We start from the raw sequence: 13182 nt of genomic DNA, 5'->3' as shown, positions 1-13182 counted from the left end.
GCGCCCCGGCCGGCATCTGCCGGGCGGGCCGCAAAAGGAATCTCCATGAGCAAACAATTCGACGTGCTGGTGATCGGCGCCGGTCCCGGCGGCTACATCGCTGCCATCCGCGCCGGCCAGCTGGGCCTGAACGTGGCCTGCTGCGAAGGCAACGCCTACGACGATCCGAAGAACGAGCCCCGCCTGGGCGGCACCTGCCTGAACGTGGGCTGCATTCCCTCCAAGGCGCTGCTGGCCTCCTCGGAAGAGTTCGAGAATGTCTCGCACCACCTGGGCGACCACGGCATCACCGTGGGCGACGTCAAGGTCGACGTGGCCAAGATGCTCAAGCGCAAGGACGATATCGTCGGCAAGATGACCAAGGGCATCGAGTTCCTGTTCCGCAAGAACAAGGTCACGCTGCTCAAGGGCTACGGCAAGTTCGTCGGCAAGACCGCCGAGGGCTTCCAGGTCGAGATCGCCGGCGAAGTCGTCACCGCCAAGCAGGTCATCATCGCCACCGGCTCGAAGGCACGTCACCTGCCTGGCATCGCCGTCGACAACAACCTGATCAGCGATAACGAAGGCGCGCTCAAGTTCGCCTCCGTGCCGAAGAAGCTGGGCGTGATCGGCGCCGGCGTGATCGGCCTGGAGCTGGGCTCGGTGTGGCGTCGCCTGGGTGCCGACGTGACCGTGCTGGAAGCCCTGCCGGCCTTCCTGGGCGCCGCCGACGAAGGCGTAGCCAAGGAAGCGCAGAAGCAGCTGACCAAGCAAGGCCTGAAGTTCCACCTGGGCGTCAAGGTCGACGAGGTCACCACCGGCAAGGATGGCGTGACCGTGCGCTATACCGACAAGGATGGCGCGGCGCAGACGCTGGAAGTCGACCGCCTGATCGTCTCGGTCGGCCGTGTGCCCAACACCGACAACCTGGGCCTGGAAGCCGTCGGCCTGGCGACCGACCAGCGCGGCTTCATCGAGGTCGATGACCACTGCGCGACCAAGGTGCCGGGCCTGTGGGCCATCGGCGACGTGGTGCGCGGCCCGATGCTGGCGCACAAGGCGGAAGACGAAGGCGTGGCCGTGGCCGAGCGCATCGTCGGCCAGAAGCCGCATATCGACTACAATTGCGTTCCCTGGGTCATCTACACCTTCCCGGAAATCGCCTGGGTCGGCAAGACCGAGCAGCAGCTCAAGGCCGAGGGCCGCGAGTACAAGGCCGGCCAGTTCCCCTTCATGGCCAATGGCCGTGCGCTGGGCATGGGCCACGCCGACGGCTTCGTCAAGATGCTGGCGGACGCCAAGACCGACGAGATCCTGGGCGTGCACGTGGTTGCCGCCAACGCGTCGGACCTGATCGCCGAAGCCGTGGTGGCGATGGAGTTCAAGGCCGCCAGCGAAGACATCGGCCGTGTCTGCCACCCGCACCCGTCGATGTCCGAGGTCATGCGCGAAGCTGCGCTGGCCGTGGACAAGCGTCAGCTCAATATGTAAGGTCCGCGCCTTTGCAGGCCTGACATCTTGCAGCTTCGGCGCGCCGTTCGCACGGCGCGCCGTTTTCGCTTTCAGGCGCGGCATCGCCTCTTCCGCGCCGACGCACAGTCCGGCAGCGGTCGCGGCCGCCGCCGGCAACACAAGACAGCAGACAGCATGAACGTTCGCGAGTACTACGATCAGGAACTGAAGCAGCGCGGCTACACCTCGGACGAGGCCCAGCTGCGCGCGGTCGAGCGGTTGCAGCGGTGTTACGACGACTGGGTCGCCTACAAGGGCCGCCGCAACAATGCGCTGAAGAAACTGCTGGTCCATCCCGAGGTACCGCGCGGCGTCTACATGTGGGGCGGGGTGGGGCGCGGCAAGTCCTTCCTGATGGACAGTTTCTACGCCTGCGTGCCGGTGGTGCGCAAGACCCGCCTGCATTTCCACGAGTTCATGCGCGAGGTGCACCGCCAGCTCGAAGAGTTGCGCGGCCGGCCCGATCCGCTCGACGAACTGGCACGCCGCATCGCCAAGCGCTTCCGTCTGATCTGCTTCGACGAATTCCACGTCAACGATGTCGCCGACGCGATGATCCTGCATCGCCTGCTGCAGCAGCTGTTCGCCAACGGTGTGCAGTTCGTGATGACGTCCAACTACCGGCCCGATCTGCTCTATCCGGACGGACTGCACCGCGACCGCGTGCTGCCCGCCATCGCGCTGTTGCAGGAGAAGCTCGATGTCCTCAACGTGGACGCCGGCATCGACTACCGCAAGCGCACGCTGGCGCAGGTGCAGGCCTACCATACCCCGCTCGGGGCCAAGGCCAATTCGGCCCTGCGCGATGCCTTCACCGGCTTGGCCGGGGTGGCTGACGAATCGCCGATCCTGCATATCGAGCACCGCGAGCTGCGTGCGCTGCGGCGCGCCAACGGCGTGGTGTGGTTCGATTTCGCCACCCTGTGCGGCGGCCCGCGCTCGCAGAACGATTATCTCGAGATCGCCTCGCAGTTCCACACGGTGATCCTGTCCGAGGTGCCGCGCATGACGCCGCGCATGTCGTCCGAGGCGCGCCGCTTCACCTGGCTGATCGACGTCTTCTACGACCACAAGGTCAAGCTGCTGATGTCGGCCGAGGTGCCCGCCGACGAGCTCTACGTCGAAGGCCAGATGGCCAACGAATTCCACCGCACGGTGTCGCGCATCATCGAGATGCAGTCGCGCGAGTATCTCGAGTCCGAGCGGCGCGTGGTGGATACGACACTGACCTGAAGGCGCCCGCCGGCCCGCCGGGGCGCCGGCTCACGGGTCCCTGCCTGCGGGGGATGCCGGCCCCAGGTACAGGCCGCCTTTCCCGGCGGCAGCCGGCCCGGGACTTGATCTGCGTCAAGTTCGTTTGACGGCTGTGCCTCTACCATGCATCGGGTAAAAAGAGACCCCCGATGCCTTCTGCCGACACATGTCCCCTGCCAGCCGGCACGCGTGCCGTGCCGCGCCCGCTTGCGGGCGGGACGGGGCGCCACGCCGCGGCAGCCTGCTTTCACTGCGGGCAGGCCCTGCCCGAGGCCGGTGTCCTCCGCGCAGACATCGATGGCGAGGCGCGTGCATTCTGCTGCGGAGGTTGCCAGGCCCTGGCGCAGACGCTGCACGCGGCCGGCTTCGGCCATCTCTATGGCGACCAGACGCGTTTCGCCCGCCCGATCGACGATGCCGCGCGGCGCGAGGCTGAGCCGGTGTGGGCAGCCTACGACAGCGAGGAACTGCGCGCGCAGTTCGTGCGGCCGCTCGATGGCGGGCGCGCCGAAATCACGCTGACCCCCGAGAACATCCGCTGTGCCGCCTGCGCCTGGCTGATCGAGCAGCACCTGGCGCGGCTGCCGGGCGTCGAATCGGTCGTGGCCAACGTGGCCACCCGCCGCGTGCTGGTGCGCTGGCGCCCGCAGCAGACCGGCGTTGCCGGCCTGCTGGCGGCACTGGCCGAGATCGGCTACCTTGCCTGGCCCTTCGAGCTGTCGCGCTCGGACGCGGATGACCGGCGCGAGCGCCGCGGCCTGCTGATGCGGCTGGCGGTGGCCATGCTGGGCATGATGCAGGTGATGATGTACGCGTGGCCGATCTACACGCACGAGGCCACCATCGACCCCGCCATGCTGCAGCTGATGCGCTGGGCCAGCCTGCTGCTGACGCTGCCGGTCGTGCTGTATTCCGCCTCCCCCATCTTCGCCGGTGCCTGGCGCAGCCTGCGCCGGGGCCACGCCGGCATGGACGTGCCGGTGGCACTGGGCATCGGCGCGGGTTTCCTGGCCAGCGTGGCGGCGACCGTGCACGGCAGCGGCGAGGTCTACTTCGATTCGGTCACCATGTTCGTCGCCTTCCTGCTGGCGGCGCGATACCTGGAGCTGCGCATGCGGCAGGCCTCGCGCAGCGGCGCGGAGATGCTGGCGCGCCAGTTGCCGGCCACCTGTGAACGCCTGGACGCCGGCGGCAATGTGGAGCGCGTGCCGGTGGCGCGCTTGCGCGCCGGCGACCGCATCCGTGTCAAGGCAGGCGAGGTGGTGCCGGCGGATGGCGTGGTCGAGGCCGGCAGCAGCGCGCTCGATGAGTCGATGCTGACCGGCGAGAGCCGGCCGGTCCGGCGCGCGGCCGGCGAAGCGGTGCTGGCCGGCTGCTTCAACACCGCCAGCCCGCTCGAAATCCGCGTCGAGCGCATCGGCGCAGGCACGCGCCTGGCGGAGATCGTCGCCGTGCTGGACCGTGCGCTGGCCGACAAGCCCCGCCTGGCGACCTTGGCCGACCGCGTCGCTGGCTGGTTCGTGGCCGCCTTGCTGCTGCTGGCGGGCGTGACTGGCCTGGTCTGGTGGGCCTGGATCGATCCGGCGCGCGCGTTGCTGGTGGCGGTGGCGGTGCTGGTGGTGAGCTGTCCCTGCGCGCTGTCGCTGGCGACGCCGGCTGCGCTGGCGGCTGCCGGCGCCTCGCTGTCGCGGCGCGGCGTGCTGCTGACGCGCGGCCATGCGCTGGAAACGCTGGCGCAGGTCAGCGATGTCGTGCTCGACAAGACCGGGACCTTGACCGAAGGACGCTTCGCGCTGGCCGAGGTGCGTGCGGCGCAGGGCGCGCCAGCCGACCAGTGCCTGGCGCTCGCCGCTGCCATGGAGGCGGCAAGCGAGCATCCCATCGCACAGGCCTTGGTGGCGGCGGCGCAGGAGCGCCGCGCGGCCACGGCGGCCGATGGGGAGGGGGACTCCCCGCCCCAGGTGGTGCCGGTCGCCGCGCTGCGCAGCGTGCCGGGGCAGGGCCTCGAGGCCCGCATCGGCGCGCGGCGCCTGCGGCTCGGACGCCAGTCCTTCGTCGCGGAACTGGCGGGAGGCGCCCCGGGCGATCTTTTGCACGGTGCGGCCGAGCCCGATCTTCCGGCAGGCGCCACCGCGGTCTGGCTCGGCGAAGCGGACCGCTGGCTGGCGGCTTTCGTGCTGCACGATGTCGAGCGCGCCCGTACCGGCGTCCTGCTGGCGCGACTGCGGGGCCTGGGCGTGCGCTGCCACCTGGTGTCCGGCGATGATCCGGCGACGGTCGACTGGTGGGCGCGCCGCTTCGGCATCGCCGATGCCCGCGGCGGCACCACGCCCGAGGACAAGCGCGACTATGTGAGCGCGCTGCAGCAGCGCGGCGCGGTCGTGCTGGCGGTCGGTGACGGCATCAACGACGCGCCGGTGCTGGCGCAGGCCCAGGTCTCGATCGCGATCGGCAGCGGCGCTCCGCTGGCGCAGGCCGGCGCGGACGCGGTGCTGGCGCACGGTGGCGTCGACGAGATCGCGACGGCGCTGGCCATCGCTCGCCGCACGCGCCGCGTGGTGCGGCAGAACCTCGCCTGGGCCTTCCTCTACAACGTGCTGGCGATCCCGCTGGCGGCCACCGGCTTCGTCACGGCCTGGATGGCGGGTCTCGGCATGTCGATCTCCTCGCTGCTGGTGGTGGCGAATGCCTGGCGCCTGCTGTCGGCGCCGGCCGCGTCCGGTGCGACGGATCCAGCCTCGGAGGACTGACCATGGAAACGCTTTACCTGCTGGTGCCGCTGAGCCTGGCGCTGGTCGTGTTGATTGCCGGCGCCTTCTGGTGGGCCTTGCACGCCGGCCAGTACGACGACCTCGACCGGCCCGCCGAAGCGGTGCTGCTCGACAACGACAAGCCGTCCTGAGGGCGGTGGCAGGTGGCGTGCGACCGTGGCCGATGCCTTCGGTTCTGCGCGCAGCGGGGGGCGCTTGATGCAGATCAACGCACGCGGGGCCCGGGCTTCATACATTCACATCATCGGCGCTTTCGCCAGATCGGTTTTCACTACTTAGTCTTGGGGGGTCTGAATGGATGTCACTGCCGCGTCTTCACGCGTCGACACCTTCAACTACGGCGTCGTGAGGCAATTCGCCATCATGACTGTGGTCTGGGGGATCGTCGGCATGGCCGTCGGCGTGCTGCTCGCAGCACAGCTGATCTGGCCGGAGCTCAACTTCAACACGCCGTGGCTGTCGTTCGGGCGCCTGCGCCCCTTGCACACCAATGCAGTCATCTTCGCTTTCGGCGGCAGCGCGCTGTTCGCGACCTCGTACTACGTGGTCCAGCGCACCTGCCAGGCCCGCCTGTTCTGCGGTCCGCTGGCGGCCTTCACCTTCTGGGGCTGGCAACTGGTGATCGTGGCGGCGGCCATCACGCTGCCGATGGGCATCACCAGCTCGAAGGAGTACGCCGAGCTGGAATGGCCGATCGATATCCTGATCACGCTGGTGTGGGTGGCTTACGCGGTGGTGTTCTTCGGCACCATCATCAAGCGCAAGACCAAGCATATCTACGTGGCCAACTGGTTCTTCGGCGCCTACATCCTGACCATCGCGCTGCTGCACATCGTCAACAACCTCGAGATGCCGGTGTCGATGTGGAAGTCCTACTCGGCCTATGCCGGCGTGCAGGACGCCATGGTGCAGTGGTGGTACGGCCATAACGCGGTGGGCTTCTTCCTGACCACCAGCTTCCTGGGCATGATGTACTACTTCATTCCCAAGCAGGCCGAGCGTCCGATCTATTCGTACCGCCTGTCCATCGTCCACTTCTGGGCGCTGAACTTCACCTATATGTGGGCCGGCCCGCACCACCTGCAGTACACCGCGCTGCCCGACTGGGCGCAGTCGCTGGGCATGGTCTTCTCGCTGATCCTGCTGGCGCCGTCCTGGGGCGGCATGATCAACGGCATCATGACCTTGTCGGGCGCCTGGCACAAGCTGCGCACCGATCCCATCCTCAAGTTCCTGGTGGTGGCGCTGTCCTTCTACGGCATGGCGACCTTCGAGGGCTCGATGATGTCGATCAAGACCGTCAACGCGCTGTCGCACTACACGGATTGGACCATCGGCCACGTGCACTCGGGTGCGCTGGGCTGGGTGGCGATGATCTCGATTGGCTCGCTTTACTACCTGATCCCGCGCCTGTTCGGCGAGAAGCAGATGTATAGCGTGCGCCTGATCGAGCTGCACTTCTGGATCGCCACCATCGGCGTGGTGCTGTACATCGCCTCGATGTGGATCGCCGGCGTGATGGAAGGCCTGATGTGGCGTGCCACGCAGCCGGACGGCACGCTGACCTACGCCTTCGTCGAGGCGGTCAAGGCCAAGTACCCGTTCTACCTGATCCGCCTGGCGGGCGGTATCTGCTTCCTCTCGGGGATGCTGCTGATGGCCTACAACGTGGCCAAGACGATCGTCGGGCGGCCCGCGGTCGATGCACCGATCCCGGCGAGCCTGCCGGCCACCGCCCACTGATACGCCCAGGAAAGGACCATGTCTGAGAATCGAAGCTTCTTTTCGCACGAGACGCTGGAGAAGAATGTCGGCTGGCTGATCATCTGCACCATCGTGGTCGTCAGCATTGCCGGCCTGGTGCAGATCGTGCCGCTGTTCTTCCAGCACTCGACCACCGAGCCCGATCCCGGCATCAAGCCATACTCGGCGCTGCGCCTGATGGGCCGCGACATCTATATCCGGGAGGGCTGTGTCGGCTGCCACTCGCAGCAGATCCGCACGCTGCAGGCCGAGACCGAGCGCTACGGCCATTACTCCACCGCGGGCGAGTCGGTCTACGACCATCCCTTCCTGTGGGGTTCCAAGCGTACCGGCCCGGATCTGGCGCGCGTGGGCGGCCGTTATTCGGACGACTGGCAGCGCATCCACCTGCGCAACCCGCGTGACGTGGTGCCGGAATCGGTGATGCCAGCCTACCCGTGGCTGGAGAGGACCGTGCTGCCAACGCATGACGTGCAGGCGCGCATGCATGCGCTGCGCCGCCTGGGCGTGCCTTACACGGACGACGAGATCGCCAAGGCGCCGGCCGAGCTGGAAGGCAAGACGGAGGAAGACGCGCTGGTGGCCTATCTGCAGGGCCTGGGCATCAACAAGCGCAATGTGCGGGTCGACACCGCGGTTGCCGGCGGGCAGCCGGCCAAGGAGTGAGGCCATGGCCATGCTGAGCGCATTCTCGACCGTGCTGTCGATGCTCTTCTTCCTCGGCATCTGCTGGTGGGCCTGGTCCGCCGGCCGCCGGCGCGCCAACGAAGAGTCGGCCATGCTGCCGTTCGCACTGCCTGACGAGACGTCGGTGGCGGGCGCGGGCAGCCATGTGGATACCACATCTAGCAGGAAGATCAGTTCATGAGCGACTTCATCTCGGATTTCTGGAGCTACTACATCGCGGCGATCGCCCTGGCGGGCATCGTGTGGTGCGTCTGGCTGCTGTTCTCGCAACGCAAGGTCGCCAAGGCACAGGGCGCGGTCGAGGACACCGGCCATGTCTGGGACGGCGACCTGCGCGAGCTCAACAACCCGCTGCCGCGCTGGTGGATGTGGATGTTCCTGCTGGCCTGCATCTTCGGCCTGGGCTACCTGGTGCTGTATCCGGGGCTCGGTTCCTACGCCGGCCTGCTGAAGTTCTCCACACAAGGCGAACTCGCAGCGCACCGGCAGGCCGCGGAGAAACTGCAGAACTCGGTCTACGCGAAGTACATGAAGATGGATATCAAGCAGGTGGCGGCCGATCCGGAGGCGCGAGAGATCGGGCAGCGGCTGTTCCTGAACTATTGCGCGCAATGCCACGGCTCGGACGCGCGCGGCAGCCGCGGCTTCCCCAACCTGAGCGATCACGACTGGCTGTACGGCGGCGAGCCCGAGACCATCCAGCAGACCATCACCAAGGGTCGCAATGGCGTGATGCCCCCGTTCTCGGCGGTCATCGATGCCAAGCTCGCCGGCGACGTGGCGCAGTATGTGCGTTCCCTGTCGGGCCTGGCCTACGATCCGATCCGTGCCGCACGTGGCGAGGGCACGTTCAAGTCCACCTGCGCGGCCTGTCATGGCGCCAACGGCAAGGGCAACCAGGCGCTGGGCGCACCGAACCTGAGCGACAACACATGGTTGTACGGCAGCTCGGAGTCCACCATCGTGGAGGGGATCCTGAAGGGACGCAACAACCATATGCCTGCGCATGAAGAGATCCTGACGCCGGAGCGTATCCGCATGCTGACCGCCTACGTCTGGGGGCTGTCGAACGCGCCGGAGGCGTCACGATGAGGAAAGTGCATCGCGCCGCGCCGCAGGGCGCGTGCGCCGCCGGAGCCAGCCAATGAATGCACCGGAGACGGAACCGCTGGCCCGCAAGGGCGGGCCGGCAACCGCAGCGCCTGCGACCGAGTCGGTCGACGAGGCGTTGTATGAAGTCCGCCGCAAGATCTACCCGCGCTCGGTCAGCGGTGCCTTCTCGAACTGGCGCGTCTGGCTCGTGCTGCTGACGCAGCTGATCTACTACGGTACGCCGTGGCTGCAGTGGAACGGGCGCCAGGCGGTGCTGTTCGACCTGGGCGCGCGCAAGTTCTATATCTTCGGGCTGGTGCTGTGGCCGCAGGACGTGATCTACCTGAGCGTGCTGCTGGTGATCTCGGCGCTGGCCCTGTTCCTGTTCACCGCCATCGCCGGCCGGCTGTTCTGCGGCTATGCCTGTCCGCAGACGGTCTATACCGAAATCTTCATGTGGATCGAGCGGCATGTCGAAGGCGATCGTTTCGCCCGCATCCGCCTCGACGGCGATCCGTGGTCGCTGCGCAAGCTGCGCATCAAGGCGACCAAGCATCTGCTGTGGATCGTGGTGGCGCTGTGGACCGGTTTCACCTTTATTGGCTATTTCGCGCCGATCCGCGAGCTGGGCGGGCAGGTGGCTGCGTTCGCGCTCGGGCCCTGGCAGGCCTTCTGGATGCTGTTCTACGCCTTCGCCACGTGGGGCAACGCGGGCTTCATGCGTGAGCAGGTGTGCAAGTACATGTGTCCCTACGCGCGCTTCCAGAGCGTGATGGTGGACCGCGACACCTTTGTCGTCACCTACGACAGCGGCCGCGGCGACCCGCGCGGCAGCCGCTCGCGCAAGGCCGACCACCGCGCCGCTGGGCTTGGCGACTGCGTCAATTGCAGCATCTGCGTGCAGGTCTGCCCGACCGGCATCGACATCCGCGACGGCTTGCAGTACGAGTGCATCGGCTGCGGCGCCTGCATCGATGCCTGCAACCAGGTGATGGACAAGATGGACTACCCGCGCGGGCTGATCCGCTACACGTCGGAGAACGCGATGCGCAAGGGCTGGTCGGCCCAGGCGACGCGCAAGCGCCTGCTGCGTCCGCGCGTGATGATCTATTCGGCGATCTGGCTGGCACTGCTGGCGGGCTTCGCCATCTCGCTGTCACTGCGCACGCCGCTGAAGGTGGATATCATCCGCGACCGCGGCAGCCTCGGGCGCGAAGTCGAGGGGCGCTGGGTGGAGAACGTCTACCGCCTGCAGTTGATCAATACTAGCGAGGCGCCGATGCAGTTCACCATTCGCGCCGACAGTGCGGAACTCGGCAAGCTGCGCGTGGAGTCCGACGGGGCGACCGGCGAACTCGCACCGACCTCGAACCGCCTGCTGGCCATCCGCGTGCGCGTGCCGCTCGAGCAGGCGCGGCAGGGCACGCACAAGATCCGCGTGACGGTGCAGGGCGGCCAGGAGGAGGGGCATGTCGTCGAGGTGAACCAATCGACTAGTTTCATCGTGCCGCGCGACCTGTAGGGCGTGCGGAGGGGATTGCCGCAGGGCAGACAAGCGGGGCGGCCACGATGCCGCCGTGCGTAACAGCAAGGAGCGAAGCCATGCAAGGACCCGCCCGACAATCATTGACGGACGCCGGCACGATGCAGCAGGCCGTGCGGCCGTGGTGGAAGGAACCCTGGCCCTGGCTGCTGATGAGCGGGCCGCTGGCGGCGATGGCCGCCTGCGGCGTGACCATCTGGCTGGCGATGACGCATCCCGACAAGCCGATCGAGGAGGGCGTCAGCCGGCACGGGCTGGTGGTCGAGCGGCAGGGCGCGGCGCGGGCAGTGTCCGGCGCGACAGCCACGGAGCGGCCATGAGACTGCGCTGGCTGATGTGGGTCCTGTGGCCGGCCTTCCTGGTCGCCGGTGTGGCAACCGCCGCGGTGTTCTCGCTGGTGGATCCAAGCGATCTCAGGCTGTTCGGGCGGCCGGTCGAGGCCTCGCGCGAGGCGGTCTACACCATCGGCTTCCTGCTGGCCTGGCTGCTGTGCTCGCTGTCGAGCGCCCTGACCTTTTATACGATGCCGGTGCGCCTCGGCGATACCGACGAACTGGAGTAGGGGATGCGCGCAGGCCGAAGGGCTGGGCAGAACGGGGCCTGTCGAAGGCGCCGGATGCCTGCGCCCTCGGCTTGGTCAGCAGCTCTTGCCGTAGATCTGCTTGATGCCGGGTACGTCGACCAGCTTGACGTGGCGCTGGCGGATCTGGATCAGCCCGGCCTCGGCGAAGCGCGAGAACAGGCGGCTGACGGTTTCCAGCTTGAGGCCGAGATAACTGCCGATTTCCTCCCGGCTCATGCGCAGCACGAACTCGGTCGACGAGTAGCCGCGCTCCGACAGGCGCTCGGACAGGTTGACCAGGAAGGCGGCCAGGCGCTCCTCGGCGCGCATGGAGCCGAGCGTCAGCAGCATGACCTGGTCCTGCGTGATCTCCTTGCTCATCATGCGCAGGAACTGCTGCTGCAGCGACGGCACGGTGGTCGACAGGGTCTGCAGGTCGTTGAAGCGCATCACGCAGACCTCGGTGTCTTCCAGTGCGGTAGCATCCGACGCGTGCTGCATCTCGCCGAGGCCGTCGAGTCCGACGACTTCGCCCGGCAGGTGGAAGCCGGTGATCTGCGAGCGCCCGTCTTCCATCGTCACGTGTGTCTTCAGGGTGCCGAAGCGCACCGCGTAGACTGCGCTCAGGGGTTCGCCGAGCCGGTAGAGCGTCTCGCCCTTGTGGACTCGCACGCGTTCCTTCACCAGCGAGTCGATCTTTTCGATGTCGTTGCGGTTCATGCCGACCGGCACGCACAGGTGTCCGAGCGAGCAGGACGAGCAACGGGGCGACATCGCGGTGACGGGGATGGAATTGAGCAAGCCGGGGCCTATTGTCGTTGAGCTGCGAGGGCGCAATTTCTGCATTTTACTGTGTGAAGGCATCCGAAGGGGAGCGAAAGTTGACTGCGGCGGTCTTTTTCAGTGTTTTTCTGCTGGCCTTGCTGGGTGGCGTGCACTGCGCAGCCATGTGCGGCGGCATTGCACTGGCGGTCGAGCGGCCGCAGGCGGAAGCGCCGGTCGTCGTGCTGCGCAGGCCGCGGGACTGGTTACGTGAACAGTTATCCATGCATGCGGGGCGGGTGGTGACTTACATGCTGCTCGGTGCCGCGCTGGGCGCGGTCGGCGCCGGTGCCTGGCGAGCCCAATACCTGCCGCTGCAGCGCGGCCTGTTTGCCGCTGGCAGCATGGTCCTGCTGGGCACCGGCCTGTGGCTGCTGGCCGGGCGCGCGCCGCAGTTCGCCGCGCTGGAGCGCTTGGTGGCGCGTGGGGCCGGAGCCCTGGCAGGCCGCCTCCGCGGGCGGCGCGCCGGTGCCCCGTCCGCCCCGATTCAGGTCCGCCCGCGCTTGCTCAGGCGTTTCGGCATCGGTCTGGCGTGGGGGCTGGTGCCGTGCGGCATGGTTTACGGTGCGCTCACCCTATCGTTGCTTGCCGGCAACGCGTTGTCGGGGGCCTTGCTGATGGGGGTATTCGGTCTCGGGACCTTGCCCAACCTGCTGATGTTGTCCGGCCTGTCCGGCGCGTTGCGCGGCTGGTCGCGCCGGCCCTGGGTGCGCGTCGGTGCCGGCGTGGCAGTGATGGGGTTTGGTGCGGCCGGGCTTGTGCGGGCGGCGATGTTGCCGCACACGCTCGCCGCACACGGCTTCTGTGTGGTGTTCTGAAGGGGGCTCTTCTGTTTTGGTGATGCGTGAGGCACTTTGTCGGGTGTGCCGAAGGCGCCGCGCTGGTGATGGGCGGTTGCAGCGCCGGGCCGGAATGCCCTACAATCGGCAGCATTGCAGTATCTATCGCGCTGGCGCTGCCGCGCGCATGGCCGGGCAACTCGAACGGCCGTCCTGAGGCCAGTCCGGGCAGAATGTTGCTGACGGACGTAGCCACCTCGCAGCAAGCCATGCCGGTTGACAAGATCTCCGGTTCAAAAGACCGGCTGGGCGTTGCGCGACGGGAGGTGCGCAACACCGTGCGGATGACTGCATCGTTCTTGCGGCGGAAGGGGTTGGACCCGTTCGCGCCGATCCGCCGCTCCAGAAGGGCGGTGC

The 13182-nt window shown here is 67.5% G+C and carries 13 protein-coding genes; 12 read left to right on the top strand and 1 reads right to left on the bottom strand.

The window, feature by feature from the left end:
* The first annotated feature begins 45 nt into the window (after positions 1–45).
* The 11 genes from lpdA to BKK81_RS13570 all read left to right on the top strand — a co-directional run bounded on the left by lpdA (position 46) and on the right by BKK81_RS13570 (position 11164).
* Positions 46–1470 (top strand): dihydrolipoyl dehydrogenase, encoded by a 1425-nt coding sequence (lpdA, locus tag BKK81_RS13620; RefSeq protein WP_071013842.1) that lies wholly within the window; start codon positions 46–48, stop codon positions 1468–1470.
* Between the two features lie 156 nt (positions 1471–1626).
* Positions 1627–2724, top strand: coding sequence for a cell division protein ZapE (gene zapE / locus BKK81_RS13615; RefSeq protein WP_071013839.1), 1098 nt, complete (start codon positions 1627–1629; stop codon positions 2722–2724).
* A 170-nt stretch (positions 2725–2894) separates the two neighbouring features.
* Positions 2895–5495, top strand: coding sequence for a heavy metal translocating P-type ATPase (locus BKK81_RS13610; protein WP_083384111.1), 2601 nt, complete (start codon positions 2895–2897; stop codon positions 5493–5495).
* A gap of 2 nt (positions 5496–5497) precedes the next feature.
* On the top strand, positions 5498–5647 hold the full coding sequence (gene ccoS / locus BKK81_RS13605) for a cbb3-type cytochrome oxidase assembly protein CcoS (protein WP_071013837.1): 150 nt from the start codon (positions 5498–5500) through the stop codon (positions 5645–5647).
* 163 nt (positions 5648–5810) lie between these two features.
* Positions 5811–7259, top strand: coding sequence for a cytochrome-c oxidase, cbb3-type subunit I (gene ccoN / locus BKK81_RS13600; protein ID WP_071013834.1), 1449 nt, complete (start codon positions 5811–5813; stop codon positions 7257–7259).
* Between the two features lie 18 nt (positions 7260–7277).
* A complete protein-coding gene (gene ccoO / locus BKK81_RS13595) occupies positions 7278–7946 on the top strand; it encodes a cytochrome-c oxidase, cbb3-type subunit II (RefSeq protein ID WP_071013831.1) in 669 nt (222 codons plus the stop codon).
* A 4-nt stretch (positions 7947–7950) separates the two neighbouring features.
* Positions 7951–8148: a cbb3-type cytochrome oxidase subunit 3 gene (locus BKK81_RS13590; RefSeq protein ID WP_071013828.1), complete on the top strand. Its 198-nt coding sequence runs from the start codon at positions 7951–7953 to the stop codon at positions 8146–8148.
* A complete protein-coding gene (gene ccoP, locus BKK81_RS13585; RefSeq protein WP_071013826.1) occupies positions 8145–9059 on the top strand; it encodes a cytochrome-c oxidase, cbb3-type subunit III in 915 nt (304 codons plus the stop codon). The genes BKK81_RS13590 and ccoP overlap by 4 nt, the downstream gene beginning before the upstream one ends.
* A gap of 52 nt (positions 9060–9111) precedes the next feature.
* On the top strand, positions 9112–10581 hold the full coding sequence (gene ccoG / locus BKK81_RS13580; RefSeq protein WP_071013824.1) for a cytochrome c oxidase accessory protein CcoG: 1470 nt from the start codon (positions 9112–9114) through the stop codon (positions 10579–10581).
* Positions 10582–10703: 122 nt separating this feature from the next.
* Entirely contained in the window at positions 10704–10922 is a 219-nt protein-coding gene (locus tag BKK81_RS13575; RefSeq protein ID WP_071016462.1) for a hypothetical protein, read from the top strand.
* Positions 10919–11164 carry a hypothetical protein gene (locus tag BKK81_RS13570; RefSeq protein ID WP_071013821.1) on the top strand — a complete coding sequence of 82 codons (246 nt, stop codon included), beginning with the start codon at positions 10919–10921 and terminating at the stop codon, positions 11162–11164. The genes BKK81_RS13575 and BKK81_RS13570 overlap by 4 nt, the downstream gene beginning before the upstream one ends.
* A gap of 75 nt (positions 11165–11239) precedes the next feature.
* Here the strand turns inward: BKK81_RS13570 and fnr are convergent, their stop codons facing one another.
* Positions 11240–11965, bottom strand: a complete 726-nt coding sequence (fnr, locus tag BKK81_RS13565) for a fumarate/nitrate reduction transcriptional regulator Fnr (protein WP_071013819.1) — start codon at positions 11963–11965, stop codon at positions 11240–11242.
* A gap of 80 nt (positions 11966–12045) precedes the next feature.
* Here fnr and BKK81_RS13560 point away from each other — a divergent pair, with 80 nt between their 5' ends.
* Positions 12046–12804, top strand: a complete 759-nt coding sequence (locus tag BKK81_RS13560; RefSeq protein WP_071013816.1) for a sulfite exporter TauE/SafE family protein — start codon at positions 12046–12048, stop codon at positions 12802–12804.
* Positions 12805–13182 lie beyond the last annotated feature (378 nt).

Source organism: Cupriavidus sp. USMAHM13 (genome assembly GCF_001854285.1).
GTDB classification, from domain to species: domain Bacteria; phylum Pseudomonadota; class Gammaproteobacteria; order Burkholderiales; family Burkholderiaceae; genus Cupriavidus; species Cupriavidus malaysiensis.
This window is presented reverse-complemented; position numbering and strand designations above follow the sequence as displayed.

Bases quoted from the DNA above. Each gene is read 5' to 3' on its own strand.
- lpdA (WP_071013842.1), top strand. From the start codon at position 46: ATGAGCAAACAATTCGACGTGCTGGTGATCGGCGCCGGTCCCGGCGGC.
- zapE (WP_071013839.1), top strand. From the start codon at position 1,627: ATGAACGTTCGCGAGTACTACGATCAGGAACTGAAGCAGCGCGGCTAC.
- BKK81_RS13610 (WP_083384111.1), top strand. From the start codon at position 2,895: ATGCCTTCTGCCGACACATGTCCCCTGCCAGCCGGCACGCGTGCCGTG.
- ccoS (WP_071013837.1), top strand. From the start codon at position 5,498: ATGGAAACGCTTTACCTGCTGGTGCCGCTGAGCCTGGCGCTGGTCGTG.
- ccoN (WP_071013834.1), top strand. From the start codon at position 5,811: ATGGATGTCACTGCCGCGTCTTCACGCGTCGACACCTTCAACTACGGC.
- ccoO (WP_071013831.1), top strand. From the start codon at position 7,278: ATGTCTGAGAATCGAAGCTTCTTTTCGCACGAGACGCTGGAGAAGAAT.
- BKK81_RS13590 (WP_071013828.1), top strand. From the start codon at position 7,951: ATGGCCATGCTGAGCGCATTCTCGACCGTGCTGTCGATGCTCTTCTTC.
- ccoP (WP_071013826.1), top strand. From the start codon at position 8,145: ATGAGCGACTTCATCTCGGATTTCTGGAGCTACTACATCGCGGCGATC.
- ccoG (WP_071013824.1), top strand. From the start codon at position 9,112: ATGAATGCACCGGAGACGGAACCGCTGGCCCGCAAGGGCGGGCCGGCA.
- BKK81_RS13575 (WP_071016462.1), top strand. From the start codon at position 10,704: ATGCAGCAGGCCGTGCGGCCGTGGTGGAAGGAACCCTGGCCCTGGCTG.
- BKK81_RS13570 (WP_071013821.1), top strand. From the start codon at position 10,919: ATGAGACTGCGCTGGCTGATGTGGGTCCTGTGGCCGGCCTTCCTGGTC.